Origin of the sequence: Micromonospora sp. NPDC049047, assembly GCF_040649135.1 — a bacterium.
Taxonomy (GTDB): domain Bacteria; phylum Actinomycetota; class Actinomycetes; order Mycobacteriales; family Micromonosporaceae; genus Micromonospora.
This window is the reverse complement of the sequence record NZ_JBEZEY010000033.1, coordinates 36,486-54,921: the sequence shown is the minus strand read 5'-3', so window position 1 is coordinate 54,921 and position 18,436 is coordinate 36,486. Positions and strand designations below refer to the sequence as shown.

The window sequence follows — 18,436 nt, the reverse complement described above, 5'->3', positions numbered from 1 at the left end:
CTTACGACCCACCCCCGACACGACGACTACGCTGCGAGCGTGATCAAGGGACTCCTGCTGGACTTCTACGGCACGGTGGTCGAAGACGACGACACGATCATGCAGGCGATAGCTGACCAGGTAGCCGCCGACGCCGCAACATCCGTCTCTCGAGGCCACGTCATGGACGCGTGGACCCGAGAGTACGAGGCGGTCGCCGCCGGCCCGCAGTTCCGAACGCTACGACACTGCGCGATGCGCAGCCTGGCCACGGTGATGGCCGAGGTGGGCTGCGCCGGTGACCCGACCACACTGTGCGCGGCGCAGTTCAGGTACTGGCAGTCGCCGCCGATGCGTCCAGGTACCCGGGAGTTCCTCTCCCAGGTCACGGTGCCCATCTGCGTGGTGTCCGACGTCGACCGCGCCGACCTGGACACGGCGATGGCCCACCATGGCCTGGCCTTCGCCGCCGTCGTGACAAGCGAGGACGTCCGTGCCTACAAACCGGACCGCGCCATGTTCGCCCGCGCGCTCGCCGCGCTGGACCTGGGTGCGGACGAGGTGCTGCACGTCGGCGACTCGATGAGCGCCGACGTGTACGGGGCGCACGCGTCCGGCATCCCGGCGGTGTGGATCAACCACCGTGGGCAGGCCCTGCCGAGTGGGACACCTGTCGCAGCTGAGATTACGGACCTCACCGGCCTGATCGAACTCATCGCATAGTCACGATCCGGATGCTCTGCACCCGCCGCTGCCCTGCCGGTGTTCGGCCGGGCTGAGACCGCGTACCCGTTTGAAGGCCGCGCTGAGTGCGAATGAGCTGCCGTAGCCGACCTGGCGGGCCACCGCGCCGACGGTGGCGTCCGGTTCGCGCAACAGGTCGGCGGCCAGAGCGAGCCGCCAGTTGGTGAGGTACGCCATCGGAGGCTCGCCGACCAGTTCGGTGAACCGACGGGCCAGCACCGCCCGCGAGATACCGGTGCCGGCCGCGAGGGTGGCCACCGTCCAGGGCTTCGCCGGGTGGTCATGCAACAGCCGCAACGCGCTGCCGACCACCGGATCGCCGTGCGCTCGGTACCAGGCGGGCGCCGCCGCCTCCGGCCGGGAGAACCAGGCCCGGAGTACGGCGATGAGCAGGAGGTCGAGCAGCCGGTCCAGGACCACGTCCTGCCCCGGCTCGTCCTTGGTCATCTCGTCGCCGAGCAACGGGATGAGCGGGCTGTCAAGTGCTCCGGCCGGCAGCACCAGGAGATGGGGCAGGACCCTCAGCAGCCGTTGGCTGACCTCGCCCTGCAACTGGTACGTGCCACTGAGCAGCACCGCCGACCCGTCAGCGCGTTCGCCCCAGGTCCGGAGACCCAGGTCCATCACCTCGCACAACTCGTCCCCGGTGGGCGTGGTGCTGTGCTCGCCGGGATGAATCACCGCCTGCGGCGCCGTGGCCGGGTCGTCGGCGATCGTGTACGGCTCCGGGCCACGGATGATCGCGACATCGCCGGGGCGTAGCGGCACCGGATCGCCCTGGTCCGGCACCACCCACGCTGTGCCGCGCAGCATGGTGACAAGGGTGATTGGCGCGCGATCCTGGATCCGCACCGACCAGGGTGGGTCGAACACCGACCGCATCAGGAACGCACCGCGCGCCCTCGGCCCGTCCAGCAGCCCCGCGAGCGCATCCATGCGCTCAGGTTAGCCCTGCGACGCGGGTGGTCGAGACGCCGGAACATGCGATCGAGAGTCTCGCCCATTCCCGGTGCGCTCGCCCTCGACTTGACTTGTCGGCATGACGAAGACCGCTGATGATCAGCCAATCCTCGTACTGGGCGGCACCGGCAAGACCGGGAGCCGGGTGGTGGACCGGCTCGCCGAACTCGACAGGCCGGTACGGGTCGGCTCCCGCTCCGGTGAGCCGCCGTTCGACTGGACCGACAAGCGCACCTGGGCACCCGTACTGGACGGGGTGTCGTCGGTCTACCTGGTGTACTACCCGGACCTGGCCGCGCCGGACGCCCGCGCGACGATCCGCTCGTTCACCGAACAGGCGGTGTCCGGCGGGATCCAACGGCTGGTTCTGCTTTCCGGCCGGGGCGAGGAAGAGGCCAGACTCAGCGAGCAGGTGGTCCAGGACTCCGGAGTGGCCTGGACGATCGTGCGGGCGAGCTGGTTCAGCCAGAACTTCAGCGAAGACTTCCTGACCGACCCGATACGCGGCGGCGAGGTCACCCTCCCGGCCGGGAACGTGCCGGAACCGTTCGTCGACGCCCGCGACATCGCCGACATCGTGGTCGCGGCGCTTACCGACGACAGGCACGCGGGGGAGGTCTACGAGGTGACCGGCCCGCGGCTGCTCACCTTCGCCGAGGCGACCTCGGAGATCGGCAAGGCGCTCGGTCGGGAAATCCGCTACCGATCGGTCTCGCCCGAGGAGTACGCCGCAGTGATGGCCGGGTACGACGTACCGGCGGAGCTCGTGGCGGTGCTGACCGAGCTGTTCGGCAAGGTGTTGGACGGCCGCAACGCGCAGCTCGCCGATGGTGTGCAACGGGCACTGGGCCGAAGCCCGCGCGACTTCACCGACTATGCCCGGGACGCCGCCGCCGCTGGTGCATGGGACACGTCACCCGATGGGGACTGGGCATGAACGCCACTCTGGCTGCCTGGTCGGCGGCGGCGACAGTGGCGGTGACGGGTGCGATCACCGGTGTCTACTACGGCTTCTCGGTGGCGGTGATGCCCGGTCTGAACGCCGCCGACGCCGGCACCGCGATCCGGGCCATGACGAGCATCAACCAGAGGATCCAGAATCCGCTGTTCTTCGTCACGTTCTTCGGCCCGCTCGTCGCCGCCACGGTGACAGGTGTGTTCCTGCTGATCCTCGGGATGCGGTCGGCGGGGGTGCTGTTCCTGATCGCCGCGGGGGTGTACCTGGTGGGCGCGTTCATCCCGACGGTGGCCATCAACGTGCCGATGAACGACAACCTCGACGCCACAGGCGTACCGACCGATCCTGCGGAGGCGGTCCGGGTGTGGGCTTCCTACTCGTCGGCCTGGACGCGGTGGAACTCGGTACGCGCCGGTGCGAGCCTGATCAGCCTGTTGCTGGCTGGACTCGGGGTCTACCTCTCGGGCACGTCCTGATGACGTCGCCGTCCGGTGCGGGCTGGGTGGCCAGCTCCGGGCGGCCGGTGGGCCTGCCCCACGTGCGGCCCATCGGTCTGGATCCGCTGGTCGCAGACCAACGGGTGGGTCGCGGCATGTCCGTAGCCGTACCGGGGCGGACATCTGCCGCTGACAGCGACGCGCGACTCGACGATGGGGTCTGCCGATGGGAGCGCAGGTGACCATCACGGCGGTGGGTGATCGGCGACAGATCGCTTGACCTGCCTCGGCCAGTCCGCTCGGACAAGGATGCCGGTGGCGACCTCGGCCGGGGCACTGTCGTTCGTGACCGTGAAGTCCTCGACGGCGGTCTCGGGTGGTGAATGCTCGTGCTTGTCCAGCGCCCTGAGGTGCTGCTCGAGCTTCGACCCGGTGTCTCGTTGGCGCAGGCGGGTGCGGACGGTATCTCCGTCCGCGATCAGCCTGACCACCTGGACGTCACAGTCCGCGAGGCTCTGCACATAGCGTTCTCGCTGGGCCGCGCTGTCGATGACCGCCGAGACGACGACGAATCGTGCGCCCGCGGCCCTGAAGTTCGTCCACACGGACGCCAGGTTGGCGCACTTGAGTTCGTCGTAGAGTTGTCCACCCGCGGGGCCCACATTCGGCGGCGGCCCGAACTGGGCCAGCATGTCCGTGTCCACGACGGCCGTGACGTGGCCCGCTGCGGTCAGCGCCCGTCCGAGTGCGTCCGCCACTGTTGACTTGCCGACGCCGCCGACGCCGGTAAGAAGCAAGGCGCGACCCGCAGAGGTCTGACGGGCGTCCAGACTCGAGACGGGGCGAACCGGCGCCGTCTCGGGCGGATTCAACAGGAACCAGTAGCTGACCGTGGGGCCCTGTGCGGCCAGGCCACCGCCCAGTGACTCGTAGAGTGCCCGCGCAGGGGCGTTTGCCTCACCGGTCGTCAAGAACATCCTGGTAGCACCAGCCTGCGCACCGGCCAACATGAATGCACGCAGAAGTGCCCGCCCGATTCCCCTCCGACGGTGTTCTTGCGCCACCTCCAGTCGATGAAGGTAGAGCATCGAGGAGGCATCGGGGCGGACCAGTTGGTGGCCCCAGCACCACCCGAAGATCTCTCCCGCCTCTGCGGCCACGAAGGCCAGTGCACTGGGAGCCTCCAGGAACGTCTGGCTGCCGCCCGACACCGCGTCGAACATGTTCCTGGCACTGTCGAAAAGTCGGAGGTCGCCTGCTGCCACTCGGTTGATCACACGTCATTCTGGCCCTCGACCTGTCAAGATCACGGGGCGCCGGCGTGCACCGATCTGCCGCGACGTGCGTCGCTGGCCCTGGAGCGCGGCGCACGGACGGAGGGGTCGCGTCCGTTACCAGGTGGATGGGGTGCACCTCTGCTGCGGAACCGCCAGGGCGACGCCTACTTCGGTGTGGTCAGGGCCAGGACGTCGCACAGGTATCGGCGAAAGGCCCGGGCTGCCGGCGACCTGTCGGTGCGCCTGGTGGTGGCGTATATCTGCCTCGTCAGGCCGGTCGGCCTGGCGATCGGCAGGTAGCTCACGCCGGGCTGCGCGACGGCTGCGAGCTGCGGCACGAGCCCTACCCCGAAACCGGCGCCGACCATTGCCAGGACCATCGGGTAGCTGTGCACCCGGATGTCGACGCGGGGGTCGAAGCCGGCCGCTCGGCAGGCCATCTCGGTGGCGGCCTGGAAACCGGTGCTGGTGAGCGCGGCGACCCACGGAGTCGTGGCGAAGTCGGCGAGGTCGGCAGCCTCGGTCTCGGCGGCTGTCAGGCCTCGGGGCACGGCCAGCAACATCGGCTCCCGGTAGAGCGGCCGCTGGTCGAGTCCGCGCTGATCAGGTCGCGACAGCGGAGCGTACTCATGGGTGACCGCCAGGTCGATGGTCCCCGCCTGCACCATCGGGAGCGCCTCGGCCGACTCCAGTTCGGTGAACCGCAACTCGATGTCGGGGTGCCTCCGCCGGAAGACGGTGAGCGCCGGAATGACGAAGCTGATTCCGGCGGTGGCGAACGCCGCGATCCTGATCGTGCCACCGCGCAGGCCGGCCACGTCACGGACGGCTCGTTCAGCGTCAGCGAGCGAGCTCAGCAGCCGTCCGGCATGGTCCGCGAGAACCCGGCCCGCCTCGGTGAGCCGGACGCTGCGCGCCGACCGCTCCAGCAGCGCGGCACCGACATCGCGTTCCAGGCCGGCGAGTTGCTGGGAGGCGGCTGCGGCGGTGCAACCGGCACGTTCGGCGGCGGCAGCGATGGTGCCGGTGACCGCCACGTCGCGTAACAGGCTGAGTCGCCGATAATCGAGCATCGGAGAAGCTTATGCTCAGTGCTCGCCGTCCGGTATGGATCTATCGCTGGGCTCCCGGCACGCTGAGACGATGCCGTTCGATCCGCAGTTGCTTGCCGCCTTCACCGCCGTCACGGTCGTTGCCATGATCGCGCCTGGCCCGGACATGCTGTTCGTGCTCAGCTGCGGGATGCGCGGTGGGCCGCGGGCCGGTCTTCTGGCCACCGCAGGGCTGGCCACCAGCGAGGCGATCCACGTGCTGGTCGCGGCGGCCGGTTTGACCGCCCTGTTCACCGCGGTGCCGCAGGCGTTCACATTGCTGCGAATCGCCGGTGCGGTGTACCTGGCGTACCTCGGCATCCAGATGATCCGGCAGCGCGGCGACATGATCCCCGGGACGGAGGCAGCCGGAGTGTCCGGTCGGCGCGCCTACCTCAGCGGTTTCCTGACCAACCTCTCCAATCCCAAGATGATCGCGTTCTCGGTGGCCTTTCTGCCGCAGTTCGTCGATCCAGCACTCGGTTCCGTCTGGGTCCAGTTCGCCGTTCTCGGGCTGATCCTGATCGCGCTGGAGTTCGTGGTGGACGGCGCTGTCGGAGTGTTCGCCGGCCGGATCGGAACGTGGCTGCGGCATCGCCGCACGCTGAGTCGTCGCATCGACGCAGTCACCGGCGGCGTTCTCATCGCCCTCGGCCTACATCTGGCCGCCGAACGGTAGGAACCTGACGAGATGTGGACGTTCCTACTTCAGTCGGGGCCGGCGGGCCGTGTGTAGGGGAGGGCACCGTGAAACGGCGCGTCGGATGCACTGCGGGTTCTGCGGTTGAAGCGGCTAGCCACGTATCTTCCGCGCCGCAGGGGGATGGGCTGTGCCGATCATTCGCCCCAGTCGAGCTGATGCTCTGGCACGCCGTTCAGTCTTCCGTACTGCACTGCGGCGTCCCTACCGGCGTGATCGCCAACGGTGTAGTGGAACACCCGCCCCGGATAGACGATCACATGATCCGTGCCGACGCGAAAGTCGGCGTACCAGCCCTGGCCGTCCGCGAGCGACCCGGCCAACGCCTCGGCCAGTTCATCCGCCGCCTCGTCCGGCGCTTCCACGTCCAGTAACGTCCAAACTGCTGGCTGCTGCGGTGCCCGCGACCCAGCGACGTCCTCACGAGCGATCCGGACTATCCGGAGCCCGGGCACCTGGATGTCACAACCAACGCGAAGGCTTTCGGCCAAGATCCGTCCGATCAGCATCGGCACATGCTGGCAGACACGCCGAAGAGACGCACTCTCAGTGGCCTGACCGCGATCGTGCCGAACGTCAGGTGGGCCGAAACCTGAGACCTTCGCGGAACCAGGAGACGGCCGGAGCGTAACCGGTCGCTGAGCACGAGGCGAACGCCGGACGCAACGGGGATGAGGGACGGACCCGAGCTTCTGATCAGGTCACCATGCCGGGCGGTGCGGGCCGGGTCAGGTGCCCCCGGCCTACCGAGTCGACGGGCCCATACGAGGGCACGGAGCCAGGTCGGCGACCTCGGCCGGTGGCAGCGGGTGCCCGGGAGCAGCTCGCGCACGTCGTAGACATAATTTATTAAATAATATTGACACTCGCGGTAACGGCTTGCAAGATCGATCGAAACAACCCAGGAGTACGGGCCTGCCCACTGCTGTGAAGGAACCCCCTCGTGAGACGACATCTGATCGCCGCCCTGTCCGCCGTCACGGCCAGCCTGCTGATCGTGCCCGCCCCGGTCCACGCCGCAGCCGCGAACGACGCTGCGGTAGCCGCCGACCATGCACCCCAGCAGGTGCTCAGCCCGACGCCCTACCAGGGCTGGAACACCTACTTCGGCCTCGGCGGCGACTTCTCCGAGGAGTCCGTACGGGAGGTCGCCGACTCGATCGTCAGCCGTGGCCTGGCCAGGGCCGGCTACGACATCGTCTGGCTGGACGGCGGCTGGCAGGACCCGGAGCCGCGGACGGCCGCCGGTGACCTGCAGGCCGACCGGAGTCGCTTCCCGAAGGGGCTCAAGCCGCTCGTCGACTACATCCACGCCAAGGGGCTGAAGGCGGGCATCTACACCGACGCCGGCCCGTACATCCCCGGCAAATGTGGGCTCGGCAGCGGCGGCGGCTACTACCAGCGCGACGCGGACCACTTCGCCGCCCTGGAGTTCGACGCGGTGAAGGTGGACTTCCTCTGCGGGATCGCCGCCGACCTGGACCCGAAGACCGCCTACACCGAGTTCGCCCGGGCGCTGCGGAACAACGCCAGCAAGCGACCGATCATCTTCAACCTGTGCAATCCGGTGACCTCCCCGGACTGGGGCAACTACCCGGAGCAGCAGCAGTCCACGTACTCCTGGAGCTATGCCCCGCAGATCGCGCAGTCCTGGCGGACCTACACCGACGTGGGCTTCGTCGGTGACATCAAGTTCAAGGACGTGCTGCGCAACTACGACGCGAACGCGCGACACCCCGAGGCCGCCGGACCGGGTCACTTCAACGACCCGGACTACCTGGCTCCCGGGCTCGGCATGTCCGAGGAGGAGTTCCGTACCCAGATGACGCTCTGGTCCGCGGCCGCCGCCCCGCTGGTGATCGGCAGTGACATCCGCAAGCTCAGCCAGGCCTCGATCGACACGCTCACCGACCCCGAGGTGCTGGCGATCAACCAGGACCCGGCCGGTGTCCAGGCCGTACGCGTCGGCCCCGCCGGCACGACCGAGACCTGGGTCAAGCGCCTGGCCAACGGTGACCGGGCCGTCGTGCTGCTCAACCGCGGTGAGAGCTCGACAATCATCACCACGAAGGCGGCGTCCGTCGGCCTGTCCGGAGCCCGCTTCACCGTCCGGAACGCGTGGACCAACCAGGTCACCGAGAGCGCGGGCACCCTCAGCGCCGCGGTTCCGGCACACGGTGCCGCGCTGCTCCGGGTGGCTCCGGCGCGGGGTCTGCCGGGTGCTCCGCACGTGACAGTGGGTCTTCCGCAGGTCACGAAGGTCGGTAACTCCGCCACGCCGGAGGGGACCGCGCCCGTGGTCGGTGGCGGGGACCAGGCGCGGGTCGAGGTTGTCGTCCGCAACGACGGCCTGCTGCCCGTCCTCAAGCCGCAGGTCCGGCTCACCGCGCCGGCCGGCTGGACGGTCCGGGCACTCAGCGGGGCGCCGATCCTGCTCGCTCCCGACCGGTCCACCACCTTCGCCTTCACGGTGACCCTGCCGGCCACCGCCGCCGCCGGGGCTGCCGCGCTTACCGCCGCCACGTCCTACGAGGTGGTCGGGCGCGACACGTCACGCCAGACGTCGGTGTCGTCGGTGCTTGTCGCCCCGGCGCCGCCGACCGGTGACGTCGTGCTGTCCCACCACACCTGGATCAGCGCCACCAGCGGCTGGATGACCCCGACTGTCGACCAGAGCGTCGGCGGCGGGTCACCGATCAGCATGATCGGCCAGGTATACCCGACCGGCCTCGGCGTCGCCTCGCCCTCCACGGTCCGTTACTACCTGGGCGACAGGTGCGACAGGCTGACCGCGACCGTCGGCCTGGACGACGCGGTACGCAACGTCGGTCCCGAGGGAGCCACCTCGACCTTCCAGGTGGTCGGCGACGGTCGGGTCCTGTTCGACAGCGGTGTGCTGACCCGTGACGACATTCGTCAGGTCGACGTCGACCTGACCGGCGTACGGGTGCTCGACCTGCTGGTCGGCGACGGCGGCGACGGTGGTTACAACGACCGCGCCAACTGGGCCGGCCTGAACGCCACCTGCTGACGCCCCGGACACTCCTCGCGTGATCGAAGCTCCGGCCCCGGGTTGAGCCCGGGCCGGAGCTTCGATCATTGAACAGGAGTGGGCCTTCGGGCTCGCACGAAGGTGGCGGGGGAGGGCCGCGCCGCCTGGTTACTGACGGTAGGTGGAGAGGAAGGTGCGGATCCGGGAGACGGCGTCGTCGAGGACGTCCGTGGCGGCCAGGAAGACCAGGCGGAGGTGGTCCGGGGTGTCGAGGTTGAAGCCGGTGCCGTGCGAGATCAGGAGGTGCTGCTGCTCCAGGAGGTCGATCACCAGACGCTCGTCGTCGTGGATCTTGTGGATCTGCGGGTCGAGGCGGGCGAAGAGGTAGAGGGCGCCGGCCGGCTTGACGCAGTCGACGCCGGGGATGTCGATCAGGGACTGCCAGGCGTGGTCGCGCTGGCGCAGCAGGCGGCCCCCGGGGCCGGTCAGATCCTCGATGCTCTGGTATCCGCCGAGCGCGGTTTGAATGGCATGCTGGGCCGGCACGTTCGGGCAGACCCGCATGTTGGCAAGCAGTTGCAGTCCGTCCAGGTAATCCGAGTCGGTGCCGCTGAAGCCGCTGGTGGCGAGCCAGCCGGAGCGGAAACCCGCAGCCCGGTAGGCCTTGGACAGGCCGCCCATACTGACCACCGGCACGTCCGGGGCGAGGGCGGCGAGCGTGTGGTGCGTCGCTCCGTCGTACACGATCTTGTCGTAGATCTCGTCGGCGAAGATCAGCAGATCGTGCTTGCGCGCAAGCTCGATCATGCCGAGCAGCACCTCCCGGGAGTAGACCGCGCCGGTCGGGTTGTTCGGGTTGATCACCACGAGCGCGCGGGTCCGGTCGGTGATCTGCGACGCCAGGTGCTCCAGGTCCGGTGCCCAGCCCGCGCTCTCGTCGCAGCGGTAATGCACAGCACGACCGCTGCACAGGTTTACCGCGCCGGTCCAGAGCGGGTAGTCCGGGCTCGGCACCAGCACCTCGTCGCCCGTGTCCAGCAGCGCCTGGAGCACCATCACGATCAGCTCGGAGACCCCGTTGCCGAGCAGCACGTCGTCCGGCTGCACGCCGGGCACGCCGAGAGTCTGGTAGTGCTGGGCCACCGCGACGCGGGCTGAGTAGATGCCCCGCGCGTCGCTGTATCCCTGAGCGGCCACGATGTTCTGCACGACGTCGGCGATGATCGGCTCTGGCGTGGCCAGCCCCCACGGCGCCGGGTTGCCCAGGTTGAGCTTGAGGATCCGGTGCCCGGCGGCCTCCAACTCCTGCGCCCGGCGCATCACCGGGCCACGGATGTCGTACCGGACACTCTTCAGCCGCTGCGACTGTCGCATCGGACCCCCTTCGCGAAACGTCGTGTGCCGAGGACCGATGCTATGTCCACGAGCGCGTTCGTGGCGCGTTGCGGACGAACCCCCGACCGGCGTCGAACGATTCCGGCCCGCATCTGGCCACAGCGTTGACCGCCTCGCGCGGGTCCTCCCCAACCGGTGCGGCACAGAGCACGGGCCGCGTGGGGCGACCGCCTGGACGGCATCCTCGGACATCACCTGGCACCCCGCAACGTCTATGCTGTGCCCTCGGCTACCGCACGATCTTGGCTGTCGTCACATGCCCTCAATGATCATGCGATGGCGTGCTCCAGTTGCGGCGGTCTACGGAGACGATGTGGCGAACCAGTTCCAGTACGCCATGCGGCTGATGCGCAGCCGCGATCCGCAGAAGCAGGAGGACGGATTCCACCTACTTCGACCCCACGCCGCGCAGCACCTCGACGAACTGATCACCGAGTTCAACCGCGAACCCGACCACGGTCTGCGCTGCTGGTTGCTTGAACTCATCGGCGACGCACGCTCGGCGGACGCGCTGCCAGTGCTGGTCGTCCAGCTCCACGGCGATGACGAGCGGCTACGCTTCTGGGCCGTCAAGGGCCTCGAACAACTCGACACCACACAAGCACGCCGTCAGCTGTATCAAGCGCGGTCCGCAGGTTTGATCCGCTGACCTCATCCGGCTGGATCGCAAAGTGTCACTGGGTGCTGGACGGCAGTGGGCGATACTGGGGTGATGCAGGGGCAGGTTTCGTGGTGGACGTTCCTGTCTCCGCAGGTGCTCGATCGGATCGACGAGCAACTACGCCAGCAGCGGCTGATCCATGCCGTCAGGCTGTTGCGCGTGGATGGCGGCCTTGATCCTCGACCGGGTCTGTACGAAGCCCAGGACCTGCTGGTTGAGCGCTTGGCGTGGCTCCGCGCGGAGGGTTGGGTAGAACCTGAACGACCGTCGGTCGAGGTGCCGCAGTTGGTCGAGACAGTCCGGGCGATCACGGACCGGGTTGTCGCTGTGGAAGCTCTCTGGGATGGGGACACCCAGGGCTGGCATGTGAGGCTGTACGCGATTGTGCGTCGGCCAAGCCACCACCATCCCTGCTTCGACGAGCAGCCGCTGGCGTTGTTCAGCCACGGCAGCGACCGCCGCTTGTTCGCCGGTGAGGTTCCGCCCTGGCCGGAAGCCGCGGAAGCCTCCGAGAAAGGCCGGGCGGTAGCGGACAGCATCGGCGTGCCGTTCTTCTTCGCCAGTCCGGACGTTCCCGATATCGACCTGCGCCGTTGGTGGGACCCGCCGGCTGATGAGTGACGCCCACCTCGGCGCAGCCGCTGGCCCGGACGTCCTCACCGCGCAGCAGGTCGGTTACGTGCCTCGGACGCTTCGCTGGATGCGCGCCCACGTGACGAGGCCTGGCGCACGACGAGCCAGTTCCCGATGATTGGCATCGCGTCGCCAAGGGTCTCGGTGACGTGGTGTGCGTCGGCCAGTTGGGCTGCGGTGTGAGTGGTGGTCAGTGCGATGACCGTCATGCCCGCCGCGCGAGCTGCTGCGATCCCGGCCGGGGCGTCCTCGATGACCAGGCAGCGCTCTGGCGAGGTTCGCAGCAGGTCGGCTGCCCGGAGGTAGCCTTCCGGGTCCGGTTTTCCGTGGGTGACCTGAGTGCTGTCCACAAGGACCGGGGGATCAGGCAGGCCACCTGCTCGCAGTCGTTGCCGCACGGTGAGGGCTCGGCCGGAGGTGACCACGCCCCAGGGCTGGTCCCGGACGATCTCCAGCGTGGCCGGGGCGTCGGCGTACACCGGGAAGGCGTCGCCCTCGTCTGCCATGAAGTCGCGTACCAGTCGGTATTCGGCTTCGGCGTCGAGGTGTGGAGCGACGACCGTGATGGTGTCGATCGGCCGACGGCCGTGGGTGTGCGCCCAGACGATCACCGGGTCGAGGCTGCGGTGCAGCGCCCAGCGGTCCCAGATGCGACGGTACGCGGCGTAGGAGTCGACAAGTACGCCGTCGACGTCGAACAGCACGGCAGCGCCGCTGATGCGAGCGAGGGACGTCATGGTCAGGCAGCCCTGTCTGCCGTTTGGGTAGTGCGGCGCACCTGCTCGACGAGGCGGTGCCGACGCAGTTGGCGGGTGGAGGCTTCGGTGGTCGCCAGGAAACGCGTGCCGAGCCACGCGCCCCGCGCCCCCGGGCCAGGACGGCGGCGTGGCCGGAGGTCAGGGCTGCCGGACAACCCTCCCTGCGCTTCGAAAACCGAATCACTGGCACGGAGGTACTGTATCGAAAATAGAAGCACCGGGAGAAGCGGGAGGAGACTGTGGCAGCGCCCACGCCGGGAAGACCGGTTCGCGGGTCGAGCACCGGTCGCCCCTTGATGGCGGCACTCGACCTGTTCGGACGTCGATGGAGCCTGCGCATCGTCTGGGAGTTGCAGCGCGGCGCACTCGGCTTCCGCGCGCTGCAGCAACGCTGCGACAACATGTCGTCAAGCGTCCTGCGGCAGCGGCTGACCGAGCTGGTGGAGGCCCGCCTCGTCGAGCAGGAGGCGGACGCCGCCTATGCCCTCACCCAGTTCGGGCAGGGCGCCTACCGAGCCCTGCGCCCCCTCGTGCGGTGGTCGCACGACTGGGCCAGCGCCCTGGCCGACGGCGACCCGGCCACCGAGGAGGAAACACCGACATGACCGGGAGTAGCGGCCACGACGTGACGATCGTCGACGCCTGCACTCGCCGCGGGGAAGGCGGCAGCCCTACCGCCGTGCTGATCGATGACATCGCGCTCAGCGACAGCGCTCGGCGGGCGATCGTCCGGCGAGCCGGCACCTCGCACGCGGCGTTCGTCGACCCCGACGCGGGCATCACGCCCGCGGTGCGGTTCTTCACCGCGCACGGGGAGCTGACCAACTGCGGGCACGGCACCATCGCCGCGCAGGCGGTCCTGTTACGCCGCAGCGGTGCCAAGGAACACCGGGCACGTCAGCGGACCGGTGGCCGCACCTTCGACACCACCGCCGTCCAGCGCGACGACGGCATCGAGGTCTGGTTCGACCAGGGCACCGTGGAGCTTCAGGGCTGCACTGCCGCAGAACTCGACAGCATCCTCGCCGCCCTCGGCGTCAGCCCGAACGACCTGGCCACCGACGACCTTCCGTGCGTCGCCTCACCGGGAACACCGCGGCTGCTCGTACCGGTGCTGGCGCTGCCGACCCTGCACGCGATGCGGCCCGACCTACGTCGACTCGCAGCCGAGTGTCGTCGTCTCGGCTATCTCGGCTGCTTCGTCTACACGCTGTCCCCGACCCGCGACGCAGCCACCGCGCGCATGTTCGCACCGGCGATCGGCGTCGGCGAGGACGTCGTCAACGCCAACAGCGCAGGATGCCTCGCGGCCCACCTGTACGCGACCCACCGCCACAGCAGCATCGAAGTCGAGCAGGGGCACGCCGCGGGACGCCCCTCGTTGGTCTTCGCCACCGCAACCGCCACCACGGACGGCATTTCCGCGAGCATCGGCGGAACAGCCACCATCGCTCCGGTCTCCGTGACCTGCTGACCGGTGGGGGCACGTTGGCGGGCGGTCGCGGAATACGGGGTCGCTGGATCGGCACCGACCGGGCATGATCCTCTACGCACTCAGCGAAGTCCCGGCCGTGCCGCTCAGGAGAACCCCTTTGCACTGTACGAAATGCGGAGCCGAACTCGACCATCCCGGTCAAGGCCACACGTGCCGGTCCTCGGCGCCTCCACCTGCGGTCCGGACAGCGGGTTGGGACGTCGCCACCTGGTGCGTGGTCGGTTTCGCCACCCTCTTCGCCCTGGCCGCGATCGTCGCGGCGGTCCTCGGCAGCATCGCGGGCGATGAGGCCGGGACACCCGCCCAGGCCAGCACCGGCGCGGCGATCGGTTTCGTCCTGGCCAACCTGCTCCTGATCGTCGCCATCATCGGCCTGGCTGTCAGCGGGCTCATCTGGGGTCGTGGTACCCGCCAGCTTGCCGAGGCACACGGCGCGCTCGGCCGCTCGTACAGCCGTCACTGGGGCACGCGCGTCTTTCCCCTCTGCCTTGTCCTCAGCGCCACCGTCGCGTGGCTGGCGGTCGACCGAACCGCCCCGGGCGTCCTGTTCGGGCAGGCGGCCCTGCGCACCCTTGGCGGGGCCGCGCTCGTCGGGGGCGTGCTGCACAGCCGGGCGCGGATCCGGCGGCTGATCGCCCACGCCGAGCGGGTCGGCGCCGGACACTCTTCGCCGGGCACCGGGCAGGACCCGGGGTGGCCGCTGTCGCCCACGCCGACGAGCCAGGACTGGGACGCCAGCCAGTGGGACCCCGACGTACTGCGCGACATCGAGGCCCGCCGTCACCGCGATGAGCCGCGGTAGGTCTCCTGTTGGCTGGCGCCCGTCGAGCTGGGTGCCGGGGGAGCGCGGGGCGATCACTCCCCGGCGGGGACTCGATGACCCGCTTCATCTCCGCGGCACCGCGCGCCGAGCGTTCCCGGACCAGGTCGGCCAGGGCGTGACACCGACTGCTACTCGGCTTCGACCTCGGTGCGATAGACGGTCAGGCCGCGTCGCTGATAGTTGCGGAGCGCATTCGGGTGGTCGAACGAGCACGTGTGCAGCCACACCCGCCGTACCGCCGGAGACCCCACGGCCGCGGTGTCCCAGGCCTGCCGGATGGTGAGCGTCAGTGCGTGGCCACCGAGACCCTTGCCGACGTACTCCGGCAACAGCCCAAAGGTGGTGATCTCCACGTCGCCGTCACGCTGGGGTTCCATATTCGCCACCCCCACGGCTTCGTCGTTCAGGGTGAGGAACCAGTACTGGCGCAGCGGATGACACCGCAGCAGTTCCTGCCACTCGTCGTCCGTTCGGGAGGCACTCCGCCACCCGTAGGGGGCTCCGACCTGAGCATTTGTGACCCGCACCAGCGGCAGGCCACCGTCGACGCGGCGGAGGAGAAGCTCCGGCACCACCTTTCCCGGTCGCAGGTCCCTGACGTCACGCATCTCCAGGTAGGTGACGACCTTTGCCATACCGGCAGACTACCCATCCATTCGAGTACGCCAGAGACGCGCACGTTCGGCAATCGGGCCCGGCTCGCCTGGTCCCGTGGTGTCGATCAGGACTCCTCTCTGCTCCCCAGCTGACGCTGCGCCCGCTCGGCGATCCCGTCGGAGGCCTTGCCCATCATCCGTCTGGCCCGGCCGAAGGCCGCCACCCCGAGACGACCGGCGGCGCCGACGCCCTCCGACCCGGTCTCCCGAACCTTGTCGCCCACCTCGGTGCCGGCGTCGAGGACCCTGTCGCGTACCTCGGTCCCCGTGTCGAGGACTCTGTCCCGCACGTCCACTGCCGCGTCCAGCCATCGCCTGGCGTTCCACGACTGCCGATCGCGTCCGAGGCCGAGCCGGGTATGGAAGTCGACGACAGTGGTCGCGACGTGATTCGCCGAACGCACCACGGCTCGGGAGGTGGTCGGGTTCAGCAGCACCTTCGCATTGGCCGTGCCGGCGGCCGCGTCCATTCGGGCGATCAGACGATCGGTGCTGCGGGAGATGAGTTCGAGGCGGTTCCGCCGGGCGGCCCGGATGGCGACGCGATGCTCCTCCAGCTCTCCCGGAGCCGCATCCAGCACCCGGTCGAGTTCGAGCACGGCGACCGCGTCCTGGAGTTGGAAGCAGCGGGCCAGCACGGCGAGCCACTCCTGGACCTTGATCTCGGCCGCCATGGACGTCTTGGCCAGGTCACCGACCTTGGTCTGGGTCTCCAGTCGCTCGGCGATGGCGTCGAGCTGCCGCAACGCGTACACCTGGGTCCGGGCCAGCTGCACCGGCGCGGCCTGGACCTTCGACCAGGTGATCTCGGAGACGCGGCCCACCTGCTGCCGGATCGTGAGGGCCTCGTCGATGACGAGTTCCGCCCCGATCATGTCCGCCACCACGGCATCGGTCTGGGCGCGGAGCACGGCGTCGACCTTCGCGTCGATCACGGCGAGATAGTCGGTGATCTCGTCCATGGTCTGTTGCATAGCGAGTTGCGCCATGAGCCCGGCGGCGCCGGTCAGGATCGCCGGGTTGGTCAGCAGCGCGCTGGGGGTCCGAACCACTTCGAGCAGTCCGTTGATCTTGCCGTGGTCGGTAAGTACGGCCCGGCTGACACCGTTCTCCGAGCCGGTCATCAGCTTGTACTTCTTCATCGCCTGGGCGGACTCCGCTGTCAACTGGACCCAGCGGCCGGAATGCTCGGCGATCTCCGAGCCGCCCTTGGCGATCGTGGACCCGGTACGGAGGGCGGAGCTGAGCCGCTGCAGTCCGAGGTCCTTCGACGGCAGCCGCTCGGTGCTGAGGAAACGATCGACAGCCGCCGGATGCCCGATGACCGCCAGGCCATCGCCGTCGCTGATCAGCTGAATGTCGTTGTCCAACGTCTGCTCCTAGCGGCGCGGGCACGGATTTGCCTCACGCTATCGGCGGCACCGCCGGCCTCACCATGGCCCGCTCGTCTCGATGATGTCCAGATCGGAGGAGGCGCGTCCGGCAGTCGGAGGCCCGGGACAGCCGGTGTGGCGCAGGCCCGACCGACCACTGCCGACACCCGCGAGCTGGTCAGCCGGCGTCCGGAGGCGCCTTCCGGTCGCGAGCGCCGAAGCCGTTGGTACGGCGCGCGAGCGCAGGGTGTGTCGGATGATCGCCAGGGTAGGGTCGCCGCGTGGAGCCGGTCGAATCAGTGAGCGCTGCCCCGGCCGTCGAGGTGGGCACTCTCGACAGTGCCACCAGCGGGGGCCGGGAGGAGCGGCGGTGAGCGCCAGCATGCGGTGGAGGCTGGCCATCCCGTTGATCGGCTTGAGCCTGCTGGTGGTATTTCCGACTCTCTACGGCACCTACGTGTTCTGGCCTGAGTTCGGCAACGCCTACCGTTCACTCAGCGTCGTCATCTGCCTGGTTCTGCTGGCCCAGCTGGCACTGGCCGTGTCGATCGGGGTACGACCGAGCCGGGACGTGCCCTGGATGCGGATCGGGCTGATCGCCGTCATGTTCCTGGCGGCGTGCGGTCTCGCGGCGGTGCGGAGGTCGTTCTGACCACGACCGCCGGGATGAGCCCGTCGCCACCGGGGCCGGCGGTCGTGCGGGACCGGCACCCGGTGCCGGTGGGTCGGATGAGGTTGTCCCCGGCGTCGGTCAGAGGCGGACAAGACCCTCGCTCAGCTGGTCGATGACCTGCCACTGCGCTTCGTCCTCGGTGGGTCGGGGGAAGCCACCGTGCTGGAAGGCCCAGTTCAGGTACGAGACCAGGGGCATGCCGGCCTCGCCGACGAAGTACGCGTCGGCGGATGCGTCCGGCAGGACGACGCCATAGGCACCGCCCCCGCTGACGTTGTCCTTGTGGCACTGGTCGGGGGCGACGGGCAGGAGGAACGGTCCGCCCTGGTCTTCCTGCCATGCCTCGATCTCGTCCGCGAAGTATCTGCGGATGTCGCTGTTCGGGTAGCGGTAGCCCGCCAACTCAAGCACGAGCGGGTCGGCCGCTGCCGAGTTGGGCCACCGCGGGTGGGTGCCGACCAGCCACACGTCACCCACGATCCGTATCCACGACGACAGCACCATCGGCAGGGGGCCGAGATGCTGCTCCAGCCAGGAGAGGTGCTCGTGCGCCCCGGCGTCGGGTGGCGTGTAGGGCTCTTCCGGAGTCCGGTCGTTGTCGTTGCGGTGGAAGCGGTAACCCTGCTCGCGCAGCCGCGAGACAATGGTTTCGATGTTGCTCCGGGCGCGGCGGGCCATCTCGTCGCACACCGCCTGCGCCTGCACGGCGAAGGCCGGCTCACGGACGCGGCTGCCGAGCTGCCGCAACTCGTGCCACACCCAGTCCTCTTCGCCGGCTGCGTAGCGGTCTACCCAGTCGAGGCGCTCACTCATCGCGGTCATGGTGCCGCA

Annotated in this window: 20 protein-coding genes; 11 read left to right on the top strand and 9 right to left on the bottom strand. The window is 69.1% G+C overall.

What is annotated here, in order from left to right:
• The first annotated feature begins 39 nt into the window (after positions 1-39).
• Positions 40-702: an HAD family hydrolase gene (locus tag AB0B86_RS32175; RefSeq protein ID WP_357420437.1), complete on the top strand. Its 663-nt coding sequence runs from the start codon at positions 40-42 to the stop codon at positions 700-702.
• On the opposite strand, the gene AB0B86_RS32170 is transcribed toward AB0B86_RS32175, so the two are convergent.
• Positions 703-1,659 (bottom strand): AraC family transcriptional regulator, encoded by a 957-nt coding sequence (locus AB0B86_RS32170; protein WP_357411967.1) that lies wholly within the window; start codon positions 1,657-1,659, stop codon positions 703-705.
• A gap of 103 nt (positions 1,660-1,762) precedes the next feature.
• Here AB0B86_RS32170 and AB0B86_RS32165 point away from each other — a divergent pair, with 103 nt between their 5' ends.
• Positions 1,763-2,620: an NAD(P)H-binding protein gene (locus AB0B86_RS32165; protein WP_357411966.1), complete on the top strand. Its 858-nt coding sequence runs from the start codon at positions 1,763-1,765 to the stop codon at positions 2,618-2,620.
• The gene (locus AB0B86_RS32160; protein WP_357411965.1) at positions 2,617-3,117 is read left to right on the top strand and encodes an anthrone oxygenase family protein; all 501 of its coding nucleotides are present in this window, start codon (positions 2,617-2,619) and stop codon (positions 3,115-3,117) included. Before AB0B86_RS32165 ends, AB0B86_RS32160 begins: the two co-directional genes overlap by 4 nt.
• 206 nt (positions 3,118-3,323) lie before the next feature.
• Here AB0B86_RS32160 and AB0B86_RS32155 read toward each other — a convergent pair whose 3' ends face one another.
• Both AB0B86_RS32155 and AB0B86_RS32150 read right to left on the bottom strand, forming a co-directional pair.
• Positions 3,324-4,301, bottom strand: coding sequence for a GNAT family N-acetyltransferase (locus AB0B86_RS32155; RefSeq protein ID WP_357411964.1), 978 nt, complete (start codon positions 4,299-4,301; stop codon positions 3,324-3,326).
• A 218-nt stretch (positions 4,302-4,519) separates the two neighbouring features.
• Positions 4,520-5,428, bottom strand: a complete 909-nt coding sequence (locus AB0B86_RS32150) for a LysR substrate-binding domain-containing protein (protein ID WP_357411963.1) — start codon at positions 5,426-5,428, stop codon at positions 4,520-4,522.
• A gap of 70 nt (positions 5,429-5,498) precedes the next feature.
• Between AB0B86_RS32150 and AB0B86_RS32145 the strand changes: the two genes are divergently transcribed.
• On the top strand, positions 5,499-6,125 hold the full coding sequence (locus AB0B86_RS32145; RefSeq protein WP_357411962.1) for a LysE family translocator: 627 nt from the start codon (positions 5,499-5,501) through the stop codon (positions 6,123-6,125).
• Between the two features lie 158 nt (positions 6,126-6,283).
• Here the strand turns inward: AB0B86_RS32145 and AB0B86_RS32140 are convergent, their stop codons facing one another.
• Positions 6,284-6,655, bottom strand: a complete 372-nt coding sequence (locus AB0B86_RS32140) for a hypothetical protein (protein WP_357411961.1) — start codon at positions 6,653-6,655, stop codon at positions 6,284-6,286.
• 434 nt (positions 6,656-7,089) lie between these two features.
• On the opposite strand from AB0B86_RS32140, the gene AB0B86_RS32135 reads away from it, so the two are divergent.
• Positions 7,090-9,177: an NPCBM/NEW2 domain-containing protein gene (locus AB0B86_RS32135; RefSeq protein WP_357411960.1), complete on the top strand. Its 2,088-nt coding sequence runs from the start codon at positions 7,090-7,092 to the stop codon at positions 9,175-9,177.
• A 129-nt stretch (positions 9,178-9,306) separates the two neighbouring features.
• On the opposite strand, the gene AB0B86_RS32130 is transcribed toward AB0B86_RS32135, so the two are convergent.
• Positions 9,307-10,512, bottom strand: a complete 1,206-nt coding sequence (locus AB0B86_RS32130) for a pyridoxal phosphate-dependent aminotransferase (RefSeq protein WP_357411959.1) — start codon at positions 10,510-10,512, stop codon at positions 9,307-9,309.
• A 334-nt stretch (positions 10,513-10,846) separates the two neighbouring features.
• On the opposite strand from AB0B86_RS32130, the gene AB0B86_RS32125 reads away from it, so the two are divergent.
• Both AB0B86_RS32125 and AB0B86_RS32120 read left to right on the top strand, forming a co-directional pair.
• Positions 10,847-11,182 (top strand): HEAT repeat domain-containing protein, encoded by a 336-nt coding sequence (locus AB0B86_RS32125; RefSeq protein WP_357411958.1) that lies wholly within the window; start codon positions 10,847-10,849, stop codon positions 11,180-11,182.
• 63 nt (positions 11,183-11,245) lie between these two features.
• Positions 11,246-11,815 (top strand): hypothetical protein, encoded by a 570-nt coding sequence (locus AB0B86_RS32120; RefSeq protein WP_357411957.1) that lies wholly within the window; start codon positions 11,246-11,248, stop codon positions 11,813-11,815.
• Between the two features lie 35 nt (positions 11,816-11,850).
• Here AB0B86_RS32120 and AB0B86_RS32115 read toward each other — a convergent pair whose 3' ends face one another.
• Positions 11,851-12,564, bottom strand: coding sequence for an HAD-IA family hydrolase (locus tag AB0B86_RS32115; protein ID WP_357411956.1), 714 nt, complete (start codon positions 12,562-12,564; stop codon positions 11,851-11,853).
• Between the two features lie 317 nt (positions 12,565-12,881).
• Between AB0B86_RS32115 and AB0B86_RS32110 the strand changes: the two genes are divergently transcribed.
• The 3 genes from AB0B86_RS32110 (at position 12,882) to AB0B86_RS32100 (ending at position 14,882) form a co-directional block, all read left to right on the top strand.
• Positions 12,882-13,190, top strand: a complete 309-nt coding sequence (locus tag AB0B86_RS32110) for a helix-turn-helix domain-containing protein (protein ID WP_357411955.1) — start codon at positions 12,882-12,884, stop codon at positions 13,188-13,190.
• A complete protein-coding gene (locus tag AB0B86_RS32105) occupies positions 13,187-14,059 on the top strand; it encodes a PhzF family phenazine biosynthesis protein (protein WP_357420434.1) in 873 nt (290 codons plus the stop codon). Before AB0B86_RS32110 ends, AB0B86_RS32105 begins: the two co-directional genes overlap by 4 nt.
• A gap of 235 nt (positions 14,060-14,294) precedes the next feature.
• Positions 14,295-14,882 (top strand): hypothetical protein, encoded by a 588-nt coding sequence (locus AB0B86_RS32100; RefSeq protein ID WP_357411953.1) that lies wholly within the window; start codon positions 14,295-14,297, stop codon positions 14,880-14,882.
• Between the two features lie 149 nt (positions 14,883-15,031).
• On the opposite strand, the gene AB0B86_RS32095 is transcribed toward AB0B86_RS32100, so the two are convergent.
• Together AB0B86_RS32095 and AB0B86_RS32090 are read right to left on the bottom strand one after the other, a co-directional pair.
• Positions 15,032-15,538, bottom strand: coding sequence for a GNAT family N-acetyltransferase (locus tag AB0B86_RS32095; protein WP_357411952.1), 507 nt, complete (start codon positions 15,536-15,538; stop codon positions 15,032-15,034).
• 86 nt (positions 15,539-15,624) lie between these two features.
• The gene (locus tag AB0B86_RS32090) at positions 15,625-16,929 is read right to left on the bottom strand and encodes a hypothetical protein (RefSeq protein ID WP_357411951.1); all 1,305 of its coding nucleotides are present in this window, start codon (positions 16,927-16,929) and stop codon (positions 15,625-15,627) included.
• 373 nt (positions 16,930-17,302) lie between these two features.
• Between AB0B86_RS32090 and AB0B86_RS32085 the strand changes: the two genes are divergently transcribed.
• Complete coding sequence (locus AB0B86_RS32085) at positions 17,303-17,584, top strand: hypothetical protein (protein WP_357411950.1); 282 nt, start codon at positions 17,303-17,305, stop codon at positions 17,582-17,584.
• 99 nt (positions 17,585-17,683) lie between these two features.
• Here AB0B86_RS32085 and AB0B86_RS32080 read toward each other — a convergent pair whose 3' ends face one another.
• Positions 17,684-18,418: a hypothetical protein gene (locus AB0B86_RS32080; protein ID WP_357411949.1), complete on the bottom strand. Its 735-nt coding sequence runs from the start codon at positions 18,416-18,418 to the stop codon at positions 17,684-17,686.
• Between the last annotated feature and the right edge of the window lie 18 nt (positions 18,419-18,436).